23 protein-coding genes are annotated in these 24,621 nt (G+C 53.1%); 20 read left to right on the top strand and 3 right to left on the bottom strand.

The genetic code is table 11. The features are described 5' to 3' along the window. The first annotated feature begins 1 nt into the window (after position 1). The 3 genes from AC3G2T_RS21210 to yicI are packed head-to-tail and all read left to right on the top strand — an operon-like array spanning position 2 to position 4,098. Positions 2-907: a carbohydrate ABC transporter permease gene (locus AC3G2T_RS21210; RefSeq protein ID WP_474681122.1), complete on the top strand. Its 906-nt coding sequence runs from the start codon at positions 2-4 to the stop codon at positions 905-907. Then, entirely contained in the window at positions 907-1,740 is an 834-nt protein-coding gene (locus AC3G2T_RS21205) for a carbohydrate ABC transporter permease (protein WP_488436794.1), read from the top strand. Before AC3G2T_RS21210 ends, AC3G2T_RS21205 begins: the two co-directional genes overlap by 1 nt. 30 nt (positions 1,741-1,770) lie before the next feature. Further along, positions 1,771-4,098 carry an alpha-xylosidase gene (yicI, locus tag AC3G2T_RS21200; protein WP_474681120.1) on the top strand — a complete coding sequence of 776 codons (2,328 nt, stop codon included), beginning with the start codon at positions 1,771-1,773 and terminating at the stop codon, positions 4,096-4,098. Positions 4,099-4,155: 57 nt separating this feature from the next. Here the strand turns inward: yicI and AC3G2T_RS21195 are convergent, their stop codons facing one another. Then, the gene (locus AC3G2T_RS21195) at positions 4,156-4,515 is read right to left on the bottom strand and encodes an MmcQ/YjbR family DNA-binding protein (RefSeq protein WP_488436793.1); all 360 of its coding nucleotides are present in this window, start codon (positions 4,513-4,515) and stop codon (positions 4,156-4,158) included. A gap of 46 nt (positions 4,516-4,561) precedes the next feature. Then, on the bottom strand, positions 4,562-5,401 hold the full coding sequence (locus AC3G2T_RS21190; protein WP_488436792.1) for an AraC family transcriptional regulator: 840 nt from the start codon (positions 5,399-5,401) through the stop codon (positions 4,562-4,564). A gap of 202 nt (positions 5,402-5,603) precedes the next feature. On the opposite strand from AC3G2T_RS21190, the gene AC3G2T_RS21185 reads away from it, so the two are divergent. From AC3G2T_RS21185 to AC3G2T_RS21105, 17 genes are all read left to right on the top strand, one after another. Then, the gene (locus tag AC3G2T_RS21185; protein ID WP_488436791.1) at positions 5,604-6,473 is read left to right on the top strand and encodes a carbohydrate ABC transporter permease; all 870 of its coding nucleotides are present in this window, start codon (positions 5,604-5,606) and stop codon (positions 6,471-6,473) included. A 13-nt stretch (positions 6,474-6,486) separates the two neighbouring features. After that, entirely contained in the window at positions 6,487-7,302 is an 816-nt protein-coding gene (locus AC3G2T_RS21180; RefSeq protein ID WP_488436790.1) for a carbohydrate ABC transporter permease, read from the top strand. A gap of 35 nt (positions 7,303-7,337) precedes the next feature. Continuing rightward, entirely contained in the window at positions 7,338-8,639 is a 1,302-nt protein-coding gene (locus AC3G2T_RS21175) for an ABC transporter substrate-binding protein (protein WP_488436789.1), read from the top strand. A gap of 52 nt (positions 8,640-8,691) precedes the next feature. Next, entirely contained in the window at positions 8,692-9,708 is a 1,017-nt protein-coding gene (gene yiaK / locus AC3G2T_RS21170) for a 3-dehydro-L-gulonate 2-dehydrogenase (RefSeq protein ID WP_474681114.1), read from the top strand. A gap of 25 nt (positions 9,709-9,733) precedes the next feature. Continuing rightward, positions 9,734-10,225, top strand: a complete 492-nt coding sequence (locus AC3G2T_RS21165; protein ID WP_488436788.1) for a NanQ anomerase/TabA/YiaL family protein — start codon at positions 9,734-9,736, stop codon at positions 10,223-10,225. Continuing rightward, positions 10,222-11,238: a zinc-binding alcohol dehydrogenase family protein gene (locus tag AC3G2T_RS21160; RefSeq protein WP_488436787.1), complete on the top strand. Its 1,017-nt coding sequence runs from the start codon at positions 10,222-10,224 to the stop codon at positions 11,236-11,238. The genes AC3G2T_RS21165 and AC3G2T_RS21160 overlap by 4 nt, the downstream gene beginning before the upstream one ends. 214 nt (positions 11,239-11,452) lie before the next feature. After that, on the top strand, positions 11,453-11,668 hold the full coding sequence (locus AC3G2T_RS21155) for a hypothetical protein (RefSeq protein WP_474681111.1): 216 nt from the start codon (positions 11,453-11,455) through the stop codon (positions 11,666-11,668). 34 nt (positions 11,669-11,702) lie between these two features. Continuing rightward, on the top strand, positions 11,703-13,217 hold the full coding sequence (gene argH, locus AC3G2T_RS21150; RefSeq protein WP_488436786.1) for an argininosuccinate lyase: 1,515 nt from the start codon (positions 11,703-11,705) through the stop codon (positions 13,215-13,217). A gap of 12 nt (positions 13,218-13,229) precedes the next feature. Beyond that, on the top strand, positions 13,230-14,165 hold the full coding sequence (locus AC3G2T_RS21145; RefSeq protein ID WP_488436785.1) for an amidohydrolase family protein: 936 nt from the start codon (positions 13,230-13,232) through the stop codon (positions 14,163-14,165). After that, complete coding sequence (locus AC3G2T_RS21140; protein WP_488436784.1) at positions 14,166-15,515, top strand: sugar ABC transporter substrate-binding protein; 1,350 nt, start codon at positions 14,166-14,168, stop codon at positions 15,513-15,515. Then, positions 15,515-16,375, top strand: a complete 861-nt coding sequence (locus tag AC3G2T_RS21135) for a carbohydrate ABC transporter permease (RefSeq protein ID WP_488436783.1) — start codon at positions 15,515-15,517, stop codon at positions 16,373-16,375. Before AC3G2T_RS21140 ends, AC3G2T_RS21135 begins: the two co-directional genes overlap by 1 nt. A gap of 2 nt (positions 16,376-16,377) precedes the next feature. Then, positions 16,378-17,184 (top strand): carbohydrate ABC transporter permease, encoded by an 807-nt coding sequence (locus tag AC3G2T_RS21130; RefSeq protein ID WP_488436782.1) that lies wholly within the window; start codon positions 16,378-16,380, stop codon positions 17,182-17,184. 192 nt (positions 17,185-17,376) lie between these two features. After that, on the top strand, positions 17,377-18,615 hold the full coding sequence (locus AC3G2T_RS21125) for an MGDG synthase family glycosyltransferase (RefSeq protein WP_474681105.1): 1,239 nt from the start codon (positions 17,377-17,379) through the stop codon (positions 18,613-18,615). Between the two features lie 105 nt (positions 18,616-18,720). Beyond that, positions 18,721-19,416 (top strand): TVP38/TMEM64 family protein, encoded by a 696-nt coding sequence (locus tag AC3G2T_RS21120; protein ID WP_488436781.1) that lies wholly within the window; start codon positions 18,721-18,723, stop codon positions 19,414-19,416. A gap of 27 nt (positions 19,417-19,443) precedes the next feature. Beyond that, positions 19,444-20,529 (top strand): lactonase family protein, encoded by a 1,086-nt coding sequence (locus AC3G2T_RS21115; RefSeq protein WP_474681103.1) that lies wholly within the window; start codon positions 19,444-19,446, stop codon positions 20,527-20,529. A 175-nt stretch (positions 20,530-20,704) separates the two neighbouring features. Further along, a complete protein-coding gene (locus AC3G2T_RS21110; protein ID WP_474681102.1) occupies positions 20,705-20,860 on the top strand; it encodes a hypothetical protein in 156 nt (51 codons plus the stop codon). A gap of 438 nt (positions 20,861-21,298) precedes the next feature. Continuing rightward, positions 21,299-21,583 carry a hypothetical protein gene (locus AC3G2T_RS21105; RefSeq protein WP_474681101.1) on the top strand — a complete coding sequence of 95 codons (285 nt, stop codon included), beginning with the start codon at positions 21,299-21,301 and terminating at the stop codon, positions 21,581-21,583. Positions 21,584-22,096: 513 nt separating this feature from the next. On the opposite strand, the gene AC3G2T_RS21100 is transcribed toward AC3G2T_RS21105, so the two are convergent. Further along, positions 22,097-24,241: a glycosyltransferase family 39 protein gene (locus tag AC3G2T_RS21100; protein ID WP_488436780.1), complete on the bottom strand. Its 2,145-nt coding sequence runs from the start codon at positions 24,239-24,241 to the stop codon at positions 22,097-22,099. Between the last annotated feature and the right edge of the window lie 380 nt (positions 24,242-24,621).

Raw genomic sequence — 24,621 nt, 5'->3', positions numbered from 1 at the left:
CATGATGTCCCGGTCAACTGGAGGCGCCAAATGGTTTTCTTCATGGAACAGCTATTTATTCGTTTTGCCGGCGCTCGTATTTATCGCGGTATTCGTCGTTTTTCCGATCGCTTATAACATTACGCTTAGTTTTCAAGACGTGAACGTGTACAACTTGAAAGGCGAGCATCATTTTATCGGGTTGAACAATTACATCAAATCGCTGCAGGATCCGGTGTTTTATATTTCGATGAAGAACTCGGCCGTTTTCACTGTACTCAGCATATTCTTTCAATTTGCAATCGGGTTTGGATTGGCTTTGTTTTTCAATATGAAATTTCCGGGGCGGAATTTGTTTCGTTCATTGATGCTGCTTGCCTGGATGCTGCCGGTTGTCATTACCGGGACTGTTTTTCAGTGGATGTTTTCCGGCGATTATGGCGTAATCAATTATTTTTTGCAGTCCTTGGGCCTTATAAGCAAGCCCGTCAATTGGCTCAGCGATGCCGGTACGGCGCTGCTGGGGACGATCGTGGCGAATATTTGGACAGGCATTCCTTTCAACATGATCATTCTTCTCTCCGGGTTGCAGACGCTGCCTACGCATTTATACGAAGCTGCGAAGCTGGATGGCGCCAACCGATTTTTGCAATTCAGGCATATTACGCTGCCGCTGCTGAGGCCTACGATCCTTGTGCTGTTCATGCTGGGCATTATTTATACGTTCAAAGTGTTTGATCTGGTGTTCATTATGACCGCCGGAGGACCGGTCACGGCTTCAACCGTATTGCCTATTTATGCTTATCAGCTTTCCTTTACGACGTTTGAGTTCAGCCAGGGCGCTGCGGTTTCGATGATCATGTTCCTGATTTTAGTAGCCGTTGCCGTCGTGTACTTGAGAATGTCGAACAAAGAGGAGGTTCACTAATGGTTGACTCAAAATGGAAAGCATCCGGTGCGACCTTCATTGCCGTGCTCATCATGATCGTGTTTTTGTTTCCCGTGTATTGGATGGTCAAAACTTCGCTGACGCCGATTACGGAGCTGTATCACAATCCGCCGCATATTGTTCCGGTGAAGCCGGCGCTCGATTCATATATCAACAACTTTGTTCGCAACCGGGATATGATCGGCTACATCGGAAACAGCGTCATTATCGCTGCGGGCACCATGCTGCTGTCTCTTTTGCTGGCTGTACCTGCGGCGTATGCGCTGGCGCGGCTTTCCATTAAAGGGAAGGCGGTCATCATGATTTTGCTGCTTTCCATTCAAATGCTGCCGGGTATTATGATGGCGATGCCTTTGTATATGATGTTTTCCAAGGCGAACTTGACCGATAATTTTGCCGGACTCATTTTTGCCGATTTAATTCACGCTTTGCCGTTTGCGATCATCACGCTGCGGCCTTTCTTTCTGAGCTTGCCGGGCGGACTGGAAGAAGCGGCGATGATGGATGGCTGCAATAAACTGACTTCGTTTACGCGAATTATTTTGCCGCTGGTGATTCCGGGCTTGCTGACGGTTGCGGTGTTCTGCTTCTTGTTCGGATGGGGAGACTTTATTTTTGCGCTGACCTTAACAACCGGAAATTCGGTGCGTCCGCTAACTTTGGGCCTGTACCGTTTTATCGGGCAGTACGGGACCGAATGGAACAACCTGATGGCGGTCGCCACTTTGGCGGCGCTGCCGATTATCGTCATTTTCGTCACGATGCAAAAATATGTAGTCGGCGGCATGACGGCCGGTTCCATGAAAGACTAAATAAAAAGAGCGATAGGTGGAGGAAACAGAATGAAATTTACAGATGGATACTGGCATGTCAGACAAGGGGTAACGCTCAATTATCCGGTAGAAATCCGCAATATTCGCACCGCTTCGGACAGCCTGACGGTTATTGCTTCCTGCAAAAAAATCGTGACTCGCGGAGATACGTTGAATACGGCAATCATGACCGTCAAATACACGTCGCCTATGCCGGACGTAATCTGCGTAGAACTGATTCATCACAAAGGCAAACGGCAGCATGGTCCGGAGTTTCACAAAAACGCCAGCGCCGACGTCCAGGTTCAAGTCGTTAACGGCGAGGAAGCCGCCGGCTTTACAAGCGGAAAGCTCAGTGTGCAAATTCGTAAAAACGACGGCTGGAGCACCCATTTTATGTATGAAGGCAGACGTTTGACAGGCAGCGGGTATAAAAGTCCGGGCCATATCAAATTGCAGGATCAAAGCGCCTATATGAGAGAGCAGCTCGATTTGGGCGTAGGCGAATACGTCTACGGTCTGGGCGAACGGTTTACTCCATTTGTGAAAAACGGGCAAGTCGTCGACCTGTGGAACGAAGATGGCGGAACTTGCAGCGAGCAGGCTTACAAAAACATCCCTTTTTATATATCCAATTTCGGCTATGGCGTATTTGTCGATCATCCGGAACGCGTTTCGTATGAAGTCGCTTCAGAGCAAGTATCGAAAGTCCAGTTCAGCGTGCCCGGCGAATCGTTGAAATATTATATCATCGGCGGGGCTTCCATGAAGGAAGTGCTGCAAAATTACACGACGCTGACAGGTAAACCGGCTCTGCCTCCGGCCTGGTCCTTCGGTCTGTGGCTGACGACATCGTTCACGACGAGTTACGACGAAGCGACTGTGAACAGCTTTATCGACGGTATGATCGGGCGCGATATACCGCTTCATGTATTCCATTTCGACTGCTTCTGGATGAAGGAGTTCCAGTGGTGCGATTTCCAATGGGATCGGGAGGTGTTTCCGGACCCGCAGGGCATGCTGCAGCGGCTGAAAAGCAAAGGTCTCCATATTTGCGTCTGGATTAACTCTTATATTGCGCAGCAATCTTACTTGTTCGATGAAGGCCAGGCGAACGGCTATCTCGTCAAAACAAAAGACGGGGACGTTTGGCAGTGGGACAGATGGCAGGGCGGCATGGGGCTGGTCGATTTTACGAATCCGGCGGCCGTGCGCTGGTATAAAGATAAACTTAAGGCGCTGGTTGAAATGGGGGTCGACAGCTTCAAAACCGACTTCGGCGAGCGCATCCCGACCGATGTCGTCTATTTTGACGGCTCCGATCCCGTAAAAATGCATAACTACTACACGCATTTATATAATAAAGCGGTATTTGAAGTGCTGGAAGAAACGAAAGGCAAGAACGAAGCCATGCTGTTTGCCCGTTCGGCTACCGCAGGCGGCCAGCAATTCCCCGTACATTGGGGCGGTGACTGTTCGGCCAATTACAGCTCCATGGCCGAAACACTGCGCGGCGGGTTGTCGTTAGGCCTCTCCGGCTTCGGATTCTGGAGCCATGACATCGGCGGCTTCGAGAATACGGCTACGCCGGACATCTACAAACGCTGGACCGCGTTCGGCCTGCTGTCCTCGCACAGCCGCTTGCACGGAAGCCAATCGTACCGGGTGCCGTGGCTGTTTGACGATGAAGCTTGCGATGTGCTGCGCTTTTTTACGAAGCTGAAATCCACGCTGATGCCGTACTTGTTCAGCGCTTCGGTAGAAGCGGTGCAAACGGGTTTGCCTGTAATGCGCGCCATGGTGCTCGAATTTAACGAAGACGCCGCATGCGATCAACTGGACCGTCAATATATGCTCGGCGAATCGCTGCTCGTGGCGCCGATTTTCAACGATCAGGGGACGGTCCGATACTACTTGCCGGAAGGCCGCTGGACGCACTTCCTGAGCGGAGAGACTATTGAAGGCGGCCGCTGGCTGCGGGAGCGGCACCATTATTTCTCCTTGCCGTTGATGGTCCGGCCGGGCAGCATCATTGCCGTCGGCAAGCATGATCATCGTCCGGATTACGACTATGCGGAAGGCGTCGTCCTGCATGTGTTTGAGCTTGGAGAAGGGCAAGCGGCATCCGCCACCGTGTACGACACGAAAGGAAGAGTGGAACTGGAAGTGAATGCCAAGCGCAGCGATCATAGCATCGCCATTCAGACCAGCGGCGCCGGCAAGGCGTGGGAGCTGATTTTGCGCGGCGTTCACGAAGTGGAGTCGGTAGAGGGAGCAAGCTGGACGAATGAAGAAAGTGGCGTTCGATTGATTCCTCAGGCGGGTGCGAGCAACCTGAGCATACGGTTGAAACGGTAAACGAAAAAAAGAAAGCTGAGTCATTTCGCTGCGGCGGCATGGCTCAGCTTTCTTTTTTCAGGATTGCAGGAGCAGGTCTCTGTCTGCTTTTGGCATTTTTGCGATAACAAGCAGGTAGGATTCCCGGAGCATGGTAACGATGACGTCATCCGGCACCTCGCCGTTCAGCACGACGGTGTTCCAGTGCCGCTTGTTCATATGATAGCCGGGCAGCACGGCGCCGGGGTAGGTTTCGCGCTGCAGCCACGCTTCGTCCGGGGCCGTCTTCAGGTTGACGCTTTCCTCGCCGTTCCGGTTGGCAAACAGGGCAAACATTTTTTCCCGCACGTAAAGCACCGGCATGTCCGGATCGAACGGATACCGCAGACTGGCGCTTTTGTAGCTTAAACCGAGTTCGATTAATTGTTGATGGTTCATGTGTCATTCCGCCTTTGCTCTAAATCTTCCTGTCTGAAGCGATATACTACAAACGATCCGCTTCGGAATCCTTCAACATATACTGGGAAGGGGTCATGCCTTCATGCTTCTTGAAACTTTTGCTGAAATAAAAAATATCGTTAAAGCCTACCTTATCCGCCGCCTCCGTAACGCAGTAGCCGTCTCTTAACAATTCCTTTGCTTTTCGCAGGCGAATGTCCAAAAGATAGTTGATGGGAGACGTCCCGGTCACTTCCTTGAAAATGCTGCCAAAGTAGGAGGAACTGATGCCTGCGCTTTCCGCTATTTGGTGCAAGGTGATCCGGGACGGGTAAAACTCTGTCATAAAATTAATCGCCTTCTCGACTTTTCGCACCTTATCATAATTGAAATTAGACCCGCTTTTCCACTGCAGCAAGAGGGAGAGCATTTCCAAAAAAATAGCTCTTCCACGGAGCTCCTTATTGTGATTGCCGGACAGCCACGTGCCCGTGAAAGTGGAAAACAGATCCATGAGCCGGGAAAAAAGAAACTCGTCATTGATTTTTTCGACGGGAGCAAAGGGGAGCTCGATGTTCAGAAATTCCCAATCGTTGTTGTTCAGCACCGGACACGTATACAGAAAATCAACCGTAAAGCAGTGCATCAAACGGTCGGGAAACGTATGGCCCGAACGGTGGTCAAGGGGCTTGTAGTAAACCAAGTCGCCTTTGGAGACCCGATGCACTTGTCCGTTGCATGTAAGCTCGGCTTCGCCGTCATACACAAGGATCAGATTATGCTTATCGTAAATCGTGCTTCCTTGAAACTTCCAATTCGCCGTACATCTGCGGTCAGCCACATAAGTAAATTGCGGAAACATGTTTGCGGGCAGGGATATGTCCATACGCAAGACCTCATAATGACAGTGATATAGTACAAATCCAATTATATCGTATATTCCGTTACTGTTCAAAGCCATATACAATGAAAACATGCATTTTGAAAGCGTTATCTTCGCTGCTTGGCAAATCGATGACTGGGGGAGAGATCATATGCAGCAAAATGAGGCCATTTCGATATCTTACACAGAACGGAGGAAAAGGAACATGTGGGCGTGGTTGGATGAGCGAATACGTTTTATTTTATTGCTTCCGGCGTTCGTCGTCATGGTCATTGTGTTTTTTTATCCTGTGATGTATACATTTTTTCTAAGTGTGCATGATTGGACGTTTTTCACGTTGAACGATCCGCCTTTTGTCGGGATGAAGCACATTTTGCATGTATTGCAGGACCAAGGATTTTATATGTCCATGCTTCGCACCGCGTTGTATGTCGGCGCAGGGGTCGGCTTGCAATTCCTGCTCGGCTTTACGTTGGCGCTGGCGGTGAACCGCATGACCGCAGGGCACGGGGCGGTAACGGCCTTGCTTGTGCTGCCGATGATGGTGACGCCGGTTGTCGTAGGCCTGATTTGGAAATTTATTCTGGATTATAATTTCGGTATTTTCAATTATTTTCTGACGATGCTCGGTTTTGCGAAGGTAGCGATGCTGAGCGACAATGCGCTTGCCATGCCGTCAGTGATCATGGTCGATACCTGGCAATGGACTTCATTTATGTTTATTACTTTGCTTGCAGGCTTGAAATCGCTTCCAAACGAGCCCTTCGAAGCGGCGAAAATGGATGGGGCGACGGCATGGCAGACGCTTCGCCACGTGACTATGCCGCTTATGAAACGTATTGTCATCGTTTCGCTTGTCCTTAGAACCGCCGGCTCAATCAAAGTATTTGACCAGATTTTCGTTTTAACCGGAGGCGGCCCGGGGACGGCAACCGAAACGACTTCGATTCTTTTGCACAGAAAAGCGTTTGTGGATTTTGATTTTGGTTATGCAGCCGCATTTGCGATCGTTCTTACCGTCTTTGTCGGAATCATCTGCTGGTTCGCCATCCGATCGCTGTATTCGGAAGAATAGGAGGGGGAAGTCCGTGATTCGCAGCAAACCCATTTTGGCATACGGATACGTAACCGTGGCATTAATGATGTTCATATTCCCGATTTTTTGGGTGATGTTTACTTCGATCAAAACACCGGCGCAAGCGTTTCAAATTCCTCCCGTCTGGATATTTAAACCGACTTTCGAAAGCTACGCGATCGTCTTTAGCAGGCAGCCGTTTTTCTATTATTTTTTGAATTCGCTGATCGTGACTGTTTTATCGACGGTTTTTTCGCTGATTACGGGAACGCTGGCCGGATACAGTTTAGCCAGATTTCGGATCAGAGGGCAAAAGTGGATCAGCTTTACCGTATTTTTTACCAAAATGTTTCCGCCGATCGTGCTTGTAGTGCCGTTCTTCATTTTATTCCGGAAGCTCGGAGGAACGGATAATTTGTTAGCGCTTACTTTAACTTATACGTCCTTTAACTTGCCGTTTGTCATTTGGCTGATGTGGGGGTTCTTGAAAGAGCTTCCCGAGAGCCTGGAAGAAGCCGCATCGATTGACGGGGCGTCGCGTTTCGGGGCGATGTGGCGCATTATGCTGCCCTTGGCTAAGCCGGGATTCGCGGTGGCGGCGATTTTTTGCGCGATGAACTCGTGGAACGAATTTTTATTTGCATTAAATTTAACGGGCACGCATTCCAAGACACTGCCTGTTATGGCGGCCAATTTCGTCACGCAGGAAGCGATTCTATGGGGGCCCGTTACCGCGACAGGTACGATGCTGATGATTCCGATGTTTATTTTCACGCTCCTGATCCAAAAGCATCTGGTTAAAGGGCTTACGATGGGCGCTGTGAAATAACCATACATGTTCAAATATCAAGGGGGACTTTAGCTATGTGGAAAAAACAAATGTCTGCTGTCGCACTGCTTGCGCTTGTCGCCACCGGGTGCGCTCCGGCGCCTAATCAACCGTCCGGTACGAATCCGGGCGGGCCGGCGGGCGCAGGCGCGTCGAAAGGGAAAACCGTTAATGTGGTGGCGCAATCGGGAATTTTGTACAACGCCTTGAGCAGCCTTGCACCCGATTTTGAAAAAGAAACGGGTCTTAAAGTAAACGTCCAGGAAGTGGGGCGGGATGCTTATTTGCAAAAGGTAACGACCCAACTTCTTGCCGGAGAAGACGGACTCGATGTCGCCCTGGTGCTCAACAATTATGTCGGCCAATTTGCGGCCGGAGGTCAATTCGAAGATTTGACCCCTTATTTTGCCAAGGAAGGAACGAGTCTTGACCGGTTCTTGCCTGCTTCGGCCGAATCCGTCAAATTCAACGGGAAACCTTATGCGATGCCGCTTGAGTTAAGCACGATGTTTTTGATTTACCGCAAAGACTTGATTCCGACGCCTCCGAAAACGTGGGAAGAGTATGAAAAAATCGCCAAGACGTTTACAAAGAGCCTGAATCCTCAGTCTCCCACAGAATTCGGAACTACCTTCCAGGGAAAACGGGGATATACGCAGCCCAAGGAGTGGTACCAATATTTATGGTCGATGGGCGGCGATTTGTTCGATAAAGAAATGAAGCCGACGTTCAACAGCGAAGCCGGCGTTAAAGCGCTGACTTTCGTAACGGACAATTACCGCAAAACAAAAATAGTTCCGCCGGATGCGACAACGTACGAGTTCCCGGAAGTGCTGTCTGCGTTTCAAAATGAAAAGGTGGCGATGGCCATTGAATGGAATGCGGCCTACTCCCAATTGAAGGACGAGAAGAAATCGCCCAAGGTGTTTGACAAGTTTGCCATTGCGGACGTGCCCGGCGGCGTTTCGTTCATCCACGCGTGGTCGATTGCCGTGAACTCCGCCTCGAAAAATAAGGAAGGCGCATACAAATTCATCTCTTGGGTGACCAATCAAGGAGCTAAGAAGTATGCGCTGGCAGGAGGCGTTCCGCCTGTGAAGTCCGTTCTTCAGGATCCGGAGCTGATTAAGGCGCGTCCCGAATTCCCGGCTATCGAAGCGGCGATCAATCACGCCAAATTGGAACCTAATTTGCCGGAATGGCCGCGAATTCAAGAGTATATCACGGAAGGGATCACGAAGGCGCTGGCCGGAGAAAAGACGCCGCAAGCCGCGCTTGACGAGATCAACAAAAATATTTACGACTTTTTGAGTTCAAGAGGATATTACAAAAAGTAAACGGCGCAATGACAGGCATGTCCAAAAAAGAGATGACAAGGAGAGCAAACATATGGCCAGAGTACCTTTTGAAAAGATGAAATCGGAGATTGTGCGCGTGCTCCTGAAGCGGGGGTTTACGGCAAAACGGGCTGAGGAATGCGCTGTATTGTTTGCCGAAGCCAGTCTGGAGGGCGTTTATTCGCATGGATTGAACCGGGTTCCGCGGTTTGTGGATTATATCGAGAAAGGCTACGTAGATATTCATGCCGTACCTACCCAAATTGACAGCATGGGCATGCTGGAGCGATATGACGGGAATTTGGGGGCGGGGAATCTGAACGCCAAATTTTGTATGGGACGCGCGATCGAATTGGCGCGCAAAGGCGGAATCGGCATGGTGACCCTTCGCAATACGAACCATTGGATGCGCGGCGGGAGCTACGGCTGGCAGGCAGCTAACGCAGGATGCATCGGCATTTGCTGGACGAATACGGAATCGTGCATGCCGCCCTGGGGGGCCAAAGAGACGAAGATCGGGAACAACCCTTTTATTTTGGCGGTTCCGAGAAAATCGGGAAATATCGTGCTGGATATGGCCATGTCCCAGTTTTCATACGGGAAGCTTGAAGTGACGAGGCTGAAAAATGAGCTTCTGCCGGTCGACGGCGGCTTTGACGACGATGGGAAATTGACGAGAGATCCTGCGGCGATCGAAAAGTCGATGCGCATTTTACCGACAGGGTACTGGAAAGGTTCGGGATTGTCCATTTTGCTGGACTTGATCGCAGCTTTGTTATCCGGCGGGTTATCGACGCGCCAGATGGATGAGAGGAAGCCTGCGCCGGGAATATCCGGGTATGGCGGCTCCCAGGTATTCGTCGCAGTGGACACAGCCGTTGTATCGGGCGAGCTGTTTGCGGAAGAGCTGGTCAATGCTGCGGTCGATTATTTGCATCAGGCGGAGCCGGCGGAAACGGGAGGCAAGGTTGCCTTTCCCGGGGAGCGGACCAAGGATACCAGAGCAGCCAATCTTGCCCAAGGGATACCTGTCGACGAAACCATTTGGCAAAAAGTGCTGGATTTATAATTATCGGGAGACGAAAGGGAGCGCTATGATCATCGGAGACGTGCGGAATTGGGAGAAGGAACGGAAATGGTTTTCTCCGGGTTTGCAGAGAGCGATTGCGTATATTCAACATACGGATCTGCTTCATTTGCAGCCGGGCAAGTACGAGATTGAGGGCAGCGATATATTTGCGGTCGTGCAGGAAATGGAGACGGTCGTGAAGCCGGAGCGAAAAGCGGAATGCCATTCCGCGTATATCGATGTGCAGTACCTCATAAGCGGAGATGAGGAAATCATCGGCGTCGGAAGAGTTTCGGTGCTGAACGAGACGGTCGCGGATAAGCTGGATACCGACGATTACGCGCTTTACGATGAAGTTCAGGGAGAATTCGAGATCGTCCTGAAGCCGGGCATGTTTGCCGTATTTTTCCCTTCCGATGTGCACAGGCCGGGCTGCAGCAAAACAGGGGGCGCGCAGATCAAAAAAGTAGTGGTCAAGGTGAAAACTAACCTCGCATACAAGGAGTGCGTTCTATGAAGGCGATACAAGTAGTAAAGCCGGGAGACCTGCGGGTGATCGAGAAGGATAAGCCGGAAATCCGGCACGCCGACGAAGTTTTATTGCGGGTCAAAGCCGCCGGCATTTGCGGCTCCGATATGCACATTTATCACGGAACCTCGCCTGTCGCTGCGTATCCGCGCATTATCGGGCACGAGGTCGTCGGTGAAATCGTAGAGGTCGGAACGGGAGTGGAACGCATTCGCGTCGGCGATAAAGTTGTTCTGGAGCCGATTCAGTCATGCGGCGGCTGCTACGCATGCCATTCGGGACGGCCCAATGTATGCGAGCGCTTGCAGGTCTACGGCGTTCATTTGGACGGCGGTTATCAGGAGTATTTGGTTGTGCCGGAAAAGAACGTTCACAAGATTGCCGATCATCTGGATTGGGATACGGGAGTTCTGATCGAACCGTTTACGATCGGGGCGCAGGCGGTATGGCGCGGAGACGTGCGCGAAGGCGATCTCGTATTTATTATGGGCGCGGGGCCTATCGGCTTATGCGCTTTGCAGATGGCTAAGCTTCGGGGAGCGGTTTGCATCGTTTCGGATTTAAGCGAATCCAAGCTGGCTTATGCCGCCGAATTGGGCGCAGATCATATCATTCAAGCGAATAAAGACGATGTCCGCGAAACGATTATGCGGATTTCCGGCGGATCGGGTCCGAATGTGACGATCGATGCCGTATGTACGGTTCGGACGTTTGAAGAGGCAGTGGCGTACACTTCGGTTGCAGGCCGCGTAGTCGTGCTAGGTTTCGGCGATTCGCCGTCACAAATCCCGCAGCTCCCGATTACAAAGAAAGAGTTGACTATCGTCGGTTCCAGGCTGCAAACGAATCAATTCGCTCAAGTCATCGGGCATTTTAACGATGGGACGATTCGGCCGCGTTCTTTTATCACGCATCGTTTTCCGATGGAAGAAATAGGCCAGGCAATCGAACTTATTGAGAAGCAGCCGAACGAAGTGAGAAAAGTTATCCTTGAGTTTTAAATGCATACCGCACATTCAGGGGCAAGGGGACACTCAAAGTGTTGACATTTTAGAAAAGTCATGTTAATTTGTAAATACAATTATTCCCATTCATATACTAAGAATAAAGCTGACTGGAAACCCGGAGGCATGGATCACGTATCCATGCCTTTTTGCGTTTTTTGCCGGACCGGTCGGCGAATGGGTCTAATCAGCGAACTGCGGAGGGATGAGGATGATCCAAACGAGCATTCAGTTTAATCAGTCTCAAATTAACGTCAATTTGATCGGTACGGACCAAAAGCTGCTGCCTTCCCTGATCCATGCGTTGAACACGAACAAGCTGACGCTGGCCAGCAGCGGCAAACCGCCTGTCCGGATCGATCTGTTCAGCTCTGAAGCTTTTCTTTATTCGGAAGAAGGCAACACATACAGAATTCCTATATTTTAAAACCGACTTTTTTCATGTGAGGAGCGGGTTCGTCATGCCTAATCGAGGATCGACGCCATCGCTGGATCAGGAGCAAGCATTCCCGGGAAAAACGTACGCTGAAGCAGTTTTGGCTCCCGCTTACGACCATGCCAAGACAGAATTGCTCGGTCCCATGATGCACATTCATAAAGCCCATCTCGTTATGCTGCGGGAGGAGCATATTTTGGAGGAAACGGAAGCCCGGCAAATCGCGCTTTCCTTGCAAGCCGTCGACTTAAATCGTTTGCGCGAATCTACGTACACCGGGCAGTTCGAGGATCTGTTTTTTGCAGTCGAACATGAGCTGCTGAACGGGGCCGGGGAAGCGGCGGGCAATTTGCACCTGGGGCGCAGCCGCAACGATATGGGAATCGCGATTTACCGCATCGCATTGCGCGAAAAGCTGCTGGACACGTTGACGTCCGCCGTATTTCTCGGCGAACATTTGCTGAAGTTCGCGGCCTCTCACGCCGATACGGTCATGATCGGCTACACGCACACGCAGCAGGCACAGCCGACTACGCTGGGGCATTATGCGGCGGCGGTGTCCGACTCGCTTGGCCGGGACATCCACAGGCTGCAGGCCGCATACGCGAACTGCAACCGCAGCAGCATGGGGGCCGCGGCCCTGACCACATCGGGCTTCCCGGTGAACAGGGAGCGCATCGCCGAGCTGCTCGCCTTTGACGGGCTGATCGAGAATGCTTACGATGCGGTCAGCGGGGCCGACTATATCGGCGAGATCGCCGCCGGCGTGCAGCTGGCCGCCCTGAATCTCGGTCGATTTGTCCAGGAATTGCTGCTGTGGAGCACGCAGGAATTCGCCGTTTTGAAAGTCGCGGCCCCTTATGTGCAGGTCAGCTCGATCATGCCGCAGAAACGGAATCCCGTTTCCATCGAGCATATGCGCTCGCTCCTTTCCAGCGCTGCGGGGCTGGCGCAAACGGTGCTGTCCATGCTGCACAATACCCCGTTCGGCGATATTGTCGATACGGAGGACGATATGCAGCCTTATGCATGGAAAAGCCTTGCCGTGCTTTCCTCGGTATACCGCCTGCTGGCGAACGTCATCGCCACGCTTGAGATTAACGGGGAGGCGCTGCTGGCGAGAGCGGAGGACAGCTTCTCCACCGTTACCGAGCTGGCGGATACGCTGGTGCGGGAGGAGAAGCTTTCGTTCCGAACGTCGCACGCGATTGTCAGCCATGCCGTGAGCAAGGCGCTCAATCGCGGAACTTCGAAGCGCAGCCTCTCCCTGGAGCTGCTCCATGAGGCGGCGGAGGAAACGATCGGCAGGAAACTGACCCTGACGGAAAGCAGTCTGTCCCTTGCGCTCGACCCCAGGCATTTCGTTGCCGTGAGGAGGGTCGTCGGGGGACCGAACCCGCAGGAGGTGCGGCGGGCTTTGGACGGTCACGCCCGCAGACTGGAGTCGCAGACGAAGTGGCTCCATACGAGGCGGGCGGCGATTCGCGAAAGCCGGGAAAAGGTGGATCGCGCGATCGATCAACTGGTCAATCAAAATTAAAGGAGGAGCAGCATGGCCCTGTTTAAAAATAGCTTTCGCGTATTCGATATTCATGCGCATTTGCCTTATCCGCTTCCGATCGGCACGAAGAGTGAGGTGTTCGACCGGGAAAGAACCCGGCGGTCCGAACGGATGAGGCTGTCCTGGGATTTTCCGGCCGACGAAGTGCAGGATCAGCGGCCGCTGATCGACCGCTGGATCGAGGAGCTTGATAAGTACTCGATCGGCGGCATCAACTTTTTGACGGCCTGGGGCAACGATGATTTGGCCCGGCAAATCCGCAAATACCCGGACCGGTTTACGGGATTTGCCCATCATTCGATCGAGGAGCCGAACGCCGCTGAAGAGCTGAAACGGGCCGTCGATACGCTCGGATTGAAAGGCTACAAGCTCTTCGGTCCGCTCGTCGAGCTCCCGTTCCACGATCCGAAGCTCACGCCCGTGTGGCGCTTCCTGGCGGAGCGCAAGCTCCCGGTGCTGATCCATTTCGGCATATTGGGCCATACAGGGGGCATCGTTCAGCATTTGAACATTAACCCGCTGTCGATTTTCAACGTTGCCCGGGAATACCCGGACATTCCTTTCATCATCCCGCATTTCGGGGCCGGATATTTTCAAGAGCTGCTGCACTTATGCTGGAGCTGCCCGAACGTCTACATCGATACGTCTGGCTCGAATCAATGGATCCGCTGGAGCCCGTATGAGCTGACGCTGGAGACGCTGTTCCGCAAAACGTACGAGCTGATCGGGCCGGAACGCATCATTTTCGGCACCGATTCCAGCACGTTTCCGCGAGGATTCGTGTACCGGTATTTGCAGGATCAAGTGCGCGTATGCCGGGATTTGCGCTTTGCGGAAGCGGATATCGAACTTATTTTCGGAGATAATGCGCGAAAGCTGCTGCAGATCGGGTCTTACGCGCTTTCAGACGGAAGGGAGCGGGTATAAATGGCGTTTGCGGCGCGCATTGCAACAAATTGGATCGCAACTTCGCTGGGAGCCGCTTTGCTGCTTTCCGGCTGTTCGACCGGGGGCAGCCAACCGACTTCGGCTAACGGCACGGCCGCTCCCCAAACGGCTGCAAGCGGCGGCGAGGAGAAGGTGACGCTCGAATACTGGCAGTACCAGTATCCGGCCAAAGTGGAGCTGGTCAATCAACTGATCGAAGATTTTCAAAAGAAGTACCCTCATATTACAGTGAAGCAAACGAACTTTCCTTACGACCAGTACAATGAAAAAGTCGCCACACTCGTGCCGGCAGGCAAAGGGCCGGACATCATTAACCTGTACTACGGCTGGCTGCCCAAATACGTAGCTTCCGGCTACTTGCAGCCGCTGCCTGCCAGCGCTTTTCCCGAGGACAAAATCAAGTCGGAGTTTTTCCCGTTCGTCGAAACGGCCAAGCTGAACGGAAACTATTATGCCATTCCGACGGCGGTGCGGACGCTGGCGCTCTTTTATAACAAAGATTTGTTCGTCAAAGCGGGTCTCGACCCGGCGAGGCCCCCTGCAACGTGGGATGAGCTTGTCTCCTACGGCAAAAAGCTGACGGAAAAAGACAGCAAGGGCCAGTTCGTCGTCGAAGGCATCGCCTGGCAGCCGGGGGCGCAGCTGCACCATTGGTTCCGCGATGCGCTCGTCTATCAGGCCGGGGGCAAAGATATCAGCGACGACCGGCGGCGCATTTTATGGAACGAATCGCCTGCAGGGCTGGAGGCTTTCAAATATTTGATTGACTTGTCGCTTATGCATCAGCTCGGCACGAAAGATTTTTACAACGACGATATCACGGCGTTCAAAGGCGGGCATGCGGCGATGAACATCGACGGCTCCTTCCAGCTCGGCGGCTTGAAGAAGGATGCGCCGAACCTGAATTACGCGATTGCGCCGCTGCCGTCCTACAAGGAGAAAGCGACGCAGGTTTCGTTCTGGGCCAATGCGATTACCAAAAACGTGCAGGGGAAAAAGCTGGAGGCGGCCGCCACCTTTTTGCAGTATGTAACGAGCAAAGAAGTTCAGGAGCAATGGGCGGAAAAAGTCGGGGAGCTGCCGGCCAAAAAAGACGTAGCTCTGCAGGACAAATATACGAAGGATGAGAAGCTGGGCCCGTTTATTCGGCAGCTATCGTATGCGCACGCGCATTTCTTTGTCGATGAGAAGCTGGAGCGGGATTATTTCACCCAGGCTGTCGACGAAGTCGTGCTGAACAAAGTTCCTTATGAACAGGCGTTCGCCGATTTGATCAAGAAGACGCAAAAGCTGTATGACGATTATTGGGCGAAGCAGGACAAAAAGTAATGGTCAGGAATAAATACATATTCGTTTACAGCTGCTTGCTGCTCCCGCTGCTTTTTTTCCTTGGCATTCGGATCGTGCCGATTTTGTATTCGTTTAACATCAGCCTGCGGGAATGGGACATGCTTTCGGAGACGAAGCCATTTGTCGGCTTGCAAAATTTTATCCGTCTGTTCCAGGACGAAGTGTTTATCGCTGCCATTCGAAATACGCTCGTTTATGTGCTCGCCGGCGTGCCGCTGCAGCTGCTCGCGGGGCTGGTCATCGCTTTGCTGCTGCAGCGCGTGAACCGGTGGAAAGGATTTTTTCGAACGCTCTATTTTATTCCTTATATTACAAGCGTGGTGGCGGTTAGCTGGGTGTTCCGCTGGATATTAATGAAGAACGGCATCGTTAACGCTGTTCTTTTGCAGCTTGGCATCGAGCCGCAGCTTTTTCTCGGCTCCCCTACCCAGAGCATTTATGTCATTATCGGCGTGATGATTTGGCAGAGCGCCGGATTTCAAATGCTTATCTTTTTGACCGGGCTGGAGGCGATCCCGAAGTTTTATGAGGAAGCCGCCGCCATTGACGGCGCGAACGCCTGGCAAAAGCTTTGGCACGTCACGCTGCCGCTGCTGAATCCCGTCATTCGTTTCTCGGTCGTCAATGCCAGCATCAGCTTTTTGCAATCGTTCACGCAGGTGCTGAATATGACGAATGGCGGCCCGCTGAATTCCACCGTTTCTTTAGTGCTGTATATTTACAATTTGGCTTTCAAGCATTTTGACATGGGAGAGGCCGCCGCTGCGACGATCGTTTTGTTTGCGATGATTCTCTCGCTATCTCTCGTTCAGATGAAAGTTTTGAGGAGGGGGGAGTAACTTTGGGCAGAACGATTCGGCCGATCCTGCTCGGGCTCGGAAGCATATGGATGGTATTTCCGTTTGTGTGGATGATAGCGACATCGCTCAAAGTTCCCGCCGATGCGTATTCGCTTGATATTTTTCCGAAGCAAGCGACGTTCGCCAATTATGCCGAAGTATTCGTCAGAACCCCGTTTTCCCAGTGGGTGACGAACAGCTTCATCGTAGCGGTTGCGACAACGCTCAGCGTCTGCTTTTTTGACACGGTTATCGGGTACGTGTTGGCCAAATTTTCGTTTCGCGGCAAAAACGTCATATTTATCGCGATTCTCAGCACGCTGATGGTGCCTACTGAAATGCTGATCATTCCCTGGTACTTGCTGACCGTGAAGCTCGGCTGGGTGGATTCGTACGCCGGCATTTTGTTCCCGGGCCTCATATCGGCTTTCGGCATTTTTCTGATGAAGCAGTTCATGGAATCGCTGCCGGAAGATTTGCTCGATGCCGCGAGAATGGACGGAATGAACGAATGGAACATCCTGCTTCGCATCGCGGTTCCGCTTGTCCGGCCGGCTGTTGCCACATTGTGCATTTTAACGTTTCTCGGGAGCTGGAACGCGTTTATATGGCCGCTGATCGTGACCCAAACGCCGGAAAGACTGACGATTCCCGTCGGCATCTCGTTTTTTTCAAGCGAGCTCAAGGACAGCAGCAGTTGGGTGCTGATCATGACGGGGGCTTCCGTATCGGTCATCCCGCTTATTGTTTTGTTTTTCTTTTTTCAAAAGCAAATTATTCGCGGAATTGCCCTCACAGGGTTCAAGTGACGGTAAAACCGGAATTTTCGCAAAAGCTTGTCCGGGGAGCGGAATGCTGTCGGATCAGGCTTTTTTTGCGTTGTTCGGCTGGGCTTGGGCGGATTTAATAATAATTTAATAATTGTTTCACAATTGTTTTATTTATAATGATTATGATTTGTTTTGTAAAGGAGCTGTACAGAAGTTAAGGAGGAAGGTCCTGTGGGGAAAAGAAATCCGCGAATCATGATACTGACTGCCAGCTACGGGGACGGCCATTTACAGGCGGCTCGCGCGCTGAAGCAAAGCTTGTTGCAGCAAGGGGCCGCAGACGTACAGGTCATCGATTTAATGAAAGCTGCGCATCCGCTGCTGAATACGATCTCGACCAGCCTCTACATAGCCAGTATGCAAACGTCCCAATACGGGGCGGATTACTACGGCTGGGGCTACTATAAAACGCGCGATACGGATTCCAACCATCCATGGGCCCGATACTTGAACCGATTGGGGAAAAAGAAATTAAGCGAGCTGATCCGAATCCATCGTCCCGATGCGATCATCAATGCGTTTCCTTACGGCGCCGCTTCGGAAATCGGCCGCGATTGGGGCATCCCCGTGTTTACGGTGCTTACCGACTATGCCTTGCATTCGCGCTGGATGCATCCCAATACGGATAAATACTATGTGGCTGCGGAAGAGCTTAGAACCGAGCTAGCCGCCAAAGGCGTCCCGCGCGGGCGGGTTGAAGTAAGCGGCATACCGGTCAGATCGGCATTTTACGGTGCGGCGGATACGAATAACGGCTTTCGCGAACTGCTGGACCCTTCCAAAGAAACGGTGCTGATTGCAGCGGGCGCTTACGGCGTGCTCGATCAAATCGAAGAGATGGCGGATTCGCTGTTGAAAAAGGCGGCTTGCACGCTGGCGATCGTCTGTGGTCGAAACCGGAAACTTGAATATAAATTAAAGGAGATGTTTGCGGGGAATCCGAACGTCCGCGTTTTCGGATTTGTCGACAACGTCCATGAGCTTATGGCGCTTGCTTCCTGTATCATTACGAAAGCGGGAGGGCTTACGCTGTCCGAAGCTTTGACGCTTGGGCTTCCCGTGTTTGTCTATAAACCGTTCGACGGGCAGGAGAAGGAAAATGCATTATTTTTTATGAACAAAGGCATCGGGCAAATTTCGAACAGCCTTCCGGAGCTCGAAGAGCAGATCGTCCGATACTTATCGGACCGTTCGGGGGCAGCGCATATGAGGAAACAAATGACGGCTCTGCGCAAGGGAAGAGCGGCCGATACGATCGCCGGCGATGTGTTCCGCGCCATTGAGCGTTCGGCAAAACGCCCGCGCGTGCCTGAGGCAAGAAGGAGAGGATTCGTATGGCCGAGCATCGATTCGTTCAAACTGAGATGGAGCAATTTTTGGAGTATGTCCATCAAATTGAGGCAAAAATAACGGAATTGATTTTGAAAACAACGTTGACGGAGCAAGAAAAACAATACATTTTGGACCATATTTTGATCGTACCGGGCAAATCCGACGGGAATTGGACGGGGCGAAATGAGCGTTGAAGCGGATGCGGCAAAAGTCAAGCGGTTCAACCGGTCCGTCAGCATTACGGGACTGGTTCTCATCGCCGTCGTCGCCCTCGGGTATGGATATGTACTGCATACGGGAGATGCTCAAAGCTGGCTGAAATCGATTCAAAACCTGGGCGGCTCCGGCGTCCTTATCGGCATTGCGGTCCAGACGCTGGTCAACATGTTCCCGCTTCCGGGCGAATTCACTTCCCTTGTCCTGATGGAAATTTACGGCCCCGTATGGGGAGGGATTTATTCATGGATAGGGGGAGTGACAGGCGCCGTCGGCGGATTTTATCTCGCGAAGTGGGTAGCCAGGCCATTCTTCAGCCAACTGGCGTCCCCCATTCTCCATAAAGTAGATGAACTGGTCGCCAAGCGGGAAGTGGCTGGGCTGCTCGCGCTTCGTTTTGCCCCGTTTGTTCCTTACCATCTGGCGAATTACGCCGCAGGGCTGCTGAAAGTGAAGCTGTGGAGCTTCGTGTGGACGGCTGGCGTCGGAATTTTGCCATATACGGTCGCCATGAGCGGAATTTACGCCGGGGTCAGGAAGGGCTCGATGGGATGGGGCATTGCGGGCGGAACGATTTTTGTTCTGCTTGCGGGAATCGGCTGGTATGCGAGGCGGAGAAAACAGCGTCAAACTATTTGCCAAAAGGAAATGGATTTGCGATAATGCGCATAGGACATGATTGTAGATGGGATGTGCATAATGTTGGAAAAAAATATCGTAGCTTTCATAGGTTCCTATGCAGATTCAAGTACACCAGGGGTATATGCATGCAAGTACGATGCGGAAACCGGAAGCCTTGAGCTGATCGGCCAAACGGCAGGGCTGCAAAATCCGACTTTCCTCGACATCGATGCGGCTAATAAGAGATTATACGCCATTTCCGAGGGCATCGGTGCGGACAATCAGCGCTGCGGCGCCGCGGCAGCCTTTGCTTTTGATCCCGCAACCGGAACGCTGTCGCTGCTGAACGAAGAGATCACAGTGCCGGCAACGACTTGTCATATTATTTTGGATCATACCGGAGAGTGCTTGATGGTTTCCAGCTATCACGGCGGCATGGCCGGGTTGTCGCCTGTGCTGGAGGACGGGCGAATCGGTGCGGCCGCGGACATTCGGCAGCATCATGGCTCCAGCGTCCTTCCCGTGCAGGACCGCCCGCGCGTGCATTCCGTGTTCATCGACCGGAACAACCGGTTTGCCGGCGTTTGCGATCTGGGTTTGGATCGCATCTTTATGTATCGGCTTGACGCCGCCGCGCATCGCCTCATCCCTCACAATGAGGTCGCAGTTGCGCCGGGTTCGGGGCCGCGGCATTTTGCGTTTCACCCTTCGTTTGCATACGGGTACCTCATTAACGAGCTGAATGCTACGATAACGGCGTTCTCGTATGACGAAGAACTGGGCGAATTGCGCGAAATCCAAACCGTACCTACGCTGCCGGACTCGTATGAGGGGGAAAACTCCTGCGCGGACATTCACGTTTCTCCGGACGGAAAGTTTTTGTACGGATCCAATCGGGGGCATGACAGCATCGTCGTATATGCCATCGATCAGGCCTCCGGCCGGCTCGCCTTCGTCGAGCACGTGTCGACGCTGGGCGGCCATCCGCGCAATTTCGCGATTTCGCCGGATGGACGTTTCCTGCTGGCGGCAAATCGGGACGGCGGCAGCATCGTGACGTTTGCCAGGGACGCCGCCACCGGCAAGCTCGTTCCGACGGGAGCGGTGTTCCACGTGTCGAAGCCGGTGTGCTTGAAGTTCGCCGCGTTTGAATGAGCTTGAACGATTGAACGCCCTCGGCCCCTTGTGCCGGGGGCTTTTTTTGTTTCTGTTGTGACATTTGTCACATGAAAATAAGTCCATTCTTTGTATATTGGACGCAAGACGATCTTTCAGACATGCGTTGACAGCTAATGTACGAGAAAAGCATACGATGGAGGTGTGTGAGGCGATGATTACTTGCGAGCAATGCGGCAAAACCAACGGGCACGGCGAAATCGGGACAAATTGGGTCTGCGAGGACTGCAAAATGGGCGAGGACGAAACTCCCCGCCAGCCGGACGAGGCCCCGGGGAAGGAAGCGAAGACTGGGCAGAATCAGGAGTAAGGCGGGAGGCGGGCGCAAAGCGGGCTGAAGTAGGAGTGAGGCGGAAGGCGGGCGCAAAGTGGGCTGAAGTAGGTGTGAGGCGAAGGCGGGCAAGTGGGCTGAAGTAGGAGTAAGGTGGAAGTGCGTCGGGACACGTCCACCTTGTGACCTCACCGGGTGCCGCGCCTCTGTAGGAGCCACTTCCCTGGGAGCCACCTCTTTGGGCGCTGCCTCGTGGGAGCCGCTTCCCTGGGCCACCTCTCTGGCCCCGCCATCCTGGGCGCCATCTCCCCGGGAGCCATCTCCCCGGGGGATGAGGAAAAGGGAGGCCCAGAGGAGGGGCCTTCCAGAGTGGTGACAAACAACGTTCGCGCGGGCGATTTTCGCGGAGCCTGACTCGCGCGTCGCCCCTGGAACGATGGGAAAATCGTTGCTGGAGCCGCGGGGGAGCTTCGAACGATGGCAAACATCGTTCGAGCGAGCGATCCTGCGCAAAAAAAACTGCAAAAGTACATCTTTTTGCGCGTTGATGCACTCGCTGAGAAAAATTCCTGCAAAAGTGCAGGCTTTTCGCGGAAATCTGGTGCCCAGCCCTGTCCTGCGCAAAAATTCCTGCACAATCGCAGGCTTTTCCTACAAACGGACCGTTTCTTGAGAAAATTCCTGCACAATTGCAGGTTTTCCCGCTATCGCGCCAAATTGGTTGCGCTTTCAAACCTTTGGAGCGGAAAAAACACAAAATAACCCTCGGCGCCCAACAAAATAATCTCCCATGCCACCCAATTAGCTTACGACGACCAACAAAATACTCTACGATGCCCAGCAAATTAACCTGCGAAACCAACAAAATACTCTACCATACCCAACAAACTAACCTACGATGCTCAACAACTGAGCCTGCGATAACCAACAAATTAATCTTCAATGGCCCACCAAGTTAGCCTACGACACTTAACAAACTAACCTACGGTCCCCAACAGAATAATCTGCAATACCCAGTAAACTAACCTACGACGCCCAACAAATTCCCCTTCTTATCCCCAATTATGCGGTAACAGTGACCTAGAAAGACGAAATTTACTTGTCGGAGCTTGTTTGGGTGGAACTTTTTTGAATAGGTGGTGTGGGGGCATCGCGAAGGATTGTACAAGGCTCCGGGATTTTTGTGGGAACTGCTTTCGGTCGTTTTAGGACAGCATACGGGGAGCGGTTGGTCAACAAAAAGGACGCCTCCGTTTGCGGAGGCGTCTTTTTGATTCAGGATAGCGTGTTGTACTGATACAAGACTTCGCCTGATTTGGATTTGCCTGCGGGTTGGTTGCCGGGTGAAACGACGGTGCAATGCTGCAAAATCCAGTCGGTATATGGCATTTTTCTGCCGAAGCCGGAGTTCTGGGGCAGCAGGAAGTATTTGACTTTCCCTTCCTGGGCGAGCTGCTGGAGCTGATCCTTCGTCAATATCGGATCGGAGCCGCTGAAGCCGCCCAAGGTGAGAACGGGCAGGCCGGTATTGAGAATGAGCGGCGATGAAGTTTGCGCCGACGGCGTCGCCACCAGGTAGTCGCCGCTGGTGTAGTGCGCCTGGAGGAAGGAAGTCAGACTTTCTTCCTCCTTCGACTGCAGGCTCGCCGTATGGCGGCTAGCCAGTTCCGGGCCGGCGACCGGGTCGGAGCCGCCGGCACCATAGTATGCCGGTGTCGCCGACCAGACGACCGGACCGATCAAAAGCGCGAGCAGGCAGGAGCCTTTCGCGATAAAGCCGATGAAGCGGCTGCGTTCTTTTCGCAGCAGCAGGAATGCCGCCAGGGCGGCGAGGGACACGACGGTCAGCCCGCCGATGACGTAAGCGAGCGGCTGGCCGAGCCCCTTATAGCTGAGCGCTATCGTGACCGCAAGCGCAGCCGTGGCGGGCAGCGCCGCAAAAAGCAGCCAGACGCTCCGCTTGCTGTTGGCCGCATACCGCCAAAGCTGTACGAGTCCTGCTCCTGAGAGCGCGGCGATAGAGGGGGCCATCATGACGGTGTAATAACGATGGAACATAGTAGCCATACTAAAAAATACCGCCATCGGCACAAGCCACGCCAGCCAGAACAGGACGTGCCTGTGCTGCGCGCTAAGTCTGGAAGGCCTGTGCAGCGGGGCTCTCCACAGCAGAGCGGCCGCACCTAGCAAGGCCAGCGGCAGCAGCCAGCCGACTTGCCCGCCAAGATCGGGCGTCAGCAGCCGGAATAGGCCCGCTTTGGCGGCGCCGCCGCGGCTGTAGTCCCTGGCGCCTGAATCGGCCGCGTCATGGGAAGCCGCAGTTGAAGCCGTCCGCTGAAGCCCGCTCGCGGCTTCAAAATTCGCGCGCGGACCTTCCGCAGAAGCAGTCCAGGCATCAGCCCTTGCACCGGCATTAGCTCCCGCCCAGGTTCCAGCACTGCTTCCAGTTCCGGCATCACCTGCCGTACCAGCACTAGCTCGCGCCTTGGTTTCACCCGTTATCCCAGCGTCAGCCGCCGACTTTGTTTCACCTATAGTCGCAGCCCCGGCTCCTGCCCTTGTCCCATCACTCGTCCCGGACTCGGTTCCGCCTTTGGAACCCGCAAACAGATGGGACGTTTGCGAAAAGCGGTCCGCCGCGTTGTGCTCCAAGGCGAGCTCAAGGACGGAGTTGCCTTTGGTGCTGCCGACGTACGGGCGCTCATTTTGCGGGGTGAGATCGACGGCGAACGCCCAGGATAAAGAGACGACTGCCAAAGTGACAGCGGCGAACGTGAACTGTTTGAGCTTGCTTTTCCAGTTGAATCCCGGAGCGAGCAGCATAAACAAAAAGAACGCCGGCAGCACCAGGTAGGCTTCCATCATTTTGATGTTGAAGCCGATGCCGATCATCGCCGCGGCAGCGACGGTCCAGCGGACCACGCGGCCGGTTTCCGCCGCTCTGAACAGCATCCAGGCCGCGAGCAGAACGGCGAGCACGAGCGTGCCGTCAATCGTGTTGTTGCGCGCCGCGGCGACGGAAATCGGCGTTACCGCCAGGATCAGCGCCGCGATCAGACCGCTGGCGGTGCCGAACACTTTGCCGACCAAACGATAGATCAGCACGACGGACAAAAGGGCCGCTGCGATTTGCGGGAGCATTAGGGCCCAGCCGTGAAATCCGAACACGGCCGCACTAATAGCCTGCAGCCAAAATCCGAAAGGAGGCTTGTCGACGGTCACGAAACCGCCGGGATCGTAGGCCAAATAAAAGAAATTGTGCCAGCTTTCCAGCATGCTTTTCACGCCTGCCGCATAATACAGATTTCCGTATCCTTCCTGGTTCAGCCGATACGTATTCAGGGCAAGGGAAAGCAGTACAATGGCTGACAGCATCACATGTTTCGGGCGAATGTTACCAAATAAACGTCTTGATGGCATTGCTGGCCTCCTCCTCGGCATTTGTTCATTTCCCCCAATATACCCACCGCGGATGACAAAAAGCTGAAAAAAACCTTAAAACAAAATAAGTTCTGTCTGGCCGGCGGTCGTGCGGTGCAGTTGATCATCGTTTACGTGAGCGGTACGGTGAAATGTCCGAGGTCTACTTTGCCGTCCCGGTCTCCCGGTAGCGCTGCGTCGAGACACTTTTGCAGGTTTTGCTGGTTGCCAAGTAGCTTCACAAAGCCGCCGGTGCTATCGAGCCGGTGAAAACCATCGTAGTTGAGGCGCAAACGTCTGGAACGTCGGCAGTAAGCAAAAAGCCTGCGAAAGTGCAGGCTTTTTGCGCGTTGATACGCTGACGTCGAAGTATTCCTGCA

The sequence above is a fragment of the Paenibacillus sp. sgz302191 genome, assembly GCF_057749925.1.
The sequence above is the reverse complement of the archived record's forward strand: the minus strand, read 5'-3'. Positions and strand labels throughout refer to the sequence as shown.

What these genes read in the sequence shown, in the direction of transcription:
- AC3G2T_RS21210 (WP_474681122.1), top strand. Translation starts at nt 2, where the DNA reads ATGATGTCCCGGTCAACTGGAGGCGCCAAATGGTTTTCTTCATGGAAC.
- AC3G2T_RS21205 (WP_488436794.1), top strand. Translation starts at nt 907, where the DNA reads ATGGTTGACTCAAAATGGAAAGCATCCGGTGCGACCTTCATTGCCGTG.
- yicI (WP_474681120.1), top strand. Translation starts at nt 1,771, where the DNA reads ATGAAATTTACAGATGGATACTGGCATGTCAGACAAGGGGTAACGCTC.
- AC3G2T_RS21195 (WP_488436793.1), bottom strand. Translation starts at nt 4,515, where the DNA reads ATGAACCATCAACAATTAATCGAACTCGGTTTAAGCTACAAAAGCGCC.
- AC3G2T_RS21190 (WP_488436792.1), bottom strand. Translation starts at nt 5,401, where the DNA reads ATGGACATATCCCTGCCCGCAAACATGTTTCCGCAATTTACTTATGTG.
- AC3G2T_RS21185 (WP_488436791.1), top strand. Translation starts at nt 5,604, where the DNA reads ATGTGGGCGTGGTTGGATGAGCGAATACGTTTTATTTTATTGCTTCCG.
- AC3G2T_RS21175 (WP_488436789.1), top strand. Translation starts at nt 7,338, where the DNA reads ATGTGGAAAAAACAAATGTCTGCTGTCGCACTGCTTGCGCTTGTCGCC.
- yiaK (WP_474681114.1), top strand. Translation starts at nt 8,692, where the DNA reads ATGGCCAGAGTACCTTTTGAAAAGATGAAATCGGAGATTGTGCGCGTG.
- AC3G2T_RS21165 (WP_488436788.1), top strand. Translation starts at nt 9,734, where the DNA reads ATGATCATCGGAGACGTGCGGAATTGGGAGAAGGAACGGAAATGGTTT.
- AC3G2T_RS21160 (WP_488436787.1), top strand. Translation starts at nt 10,222, where the DNA reads ATGAAGGCGATACAAGTAGTAAAGCCGGGAGACCTGCGGGTGATCGAG.
- AC3G2T_RS21155 (WP_474681111.1), top strand. Translation starts at nt 11,453, where the DNA reads ATGATCCAAACGAGCATTCAGTTTAATCAGTCTCAAATTAACGTCAAT.
- argH (WP_488436786.1), top strand. Translation starts at nt 11,703, where the DNA reads ATGCCTAATCGAGGATCGACGCCATCGCTGGATCAGGAGCAAGCATTC.
- AC3G2T_RS21145 (WP_488436785.1), top strand. Translation starts at nt 13,230, where the DNA reads ATGGCCCTGTTTAAAAATAGCTTTCGCGTATTCGATATTCATGCGCAT.
- AC3G2T_RS21140 (WP_488436784.1), top strand. Translation starts at nt 14,166, where the DNA reads ATGGCGTTTGCGGCGCGCATTGCAACAAATTGGATCGCAACTTCGCTG.
- AC3G2T_RS21135 (WP_488436783.1), top strand. Translation starts at nt 15,515, where the DNA reads ATGGTCAGGAATAAATACATATTCGTTTACAGCTGCTTGCTGCTCCCG.
- AC3G2T_RS21120 (WP_488436781.1), top strand. Translation starts at nt 18,721, where the DNA reads ATGAGCGTTGAAGCGGATGCGGCAAAAGTCAAGCGGTTCAACCGGTCC.
- AC3G2T_RS21115 (WP_474681103.1), top strand. Translation starts at nt 19,444, where the DNA reads ATGTGCATAATGTTGGAAAAAAATATCGTAGCTTTCATAGGTTCCTAT.
- AC3G2T_RS21110 (WP_474681102.1), top strand. Translation starts at nt 20,705, where the DNA reads ATGATTACTTGCGAGCAATGCGGCAAAACCAACGGGCACGGCGAAATC.
- AC3G2T_RS21105 (WP_474681101.1), top strand. Translation starts at nt 21,299, where the DNA reads ATGGCAAACATCGTTCGAGCGAGCGATCCTGCGCAAAAAAAACTGCAA.
- AC3G2T_RS21100 (WP_488436780.1), bottom strand. Translation starts at nt 24,241, where the DNA reads ATGCCATCAAGACGTTTATTTGGTAACATTCGCCCGAAACATGTGATG.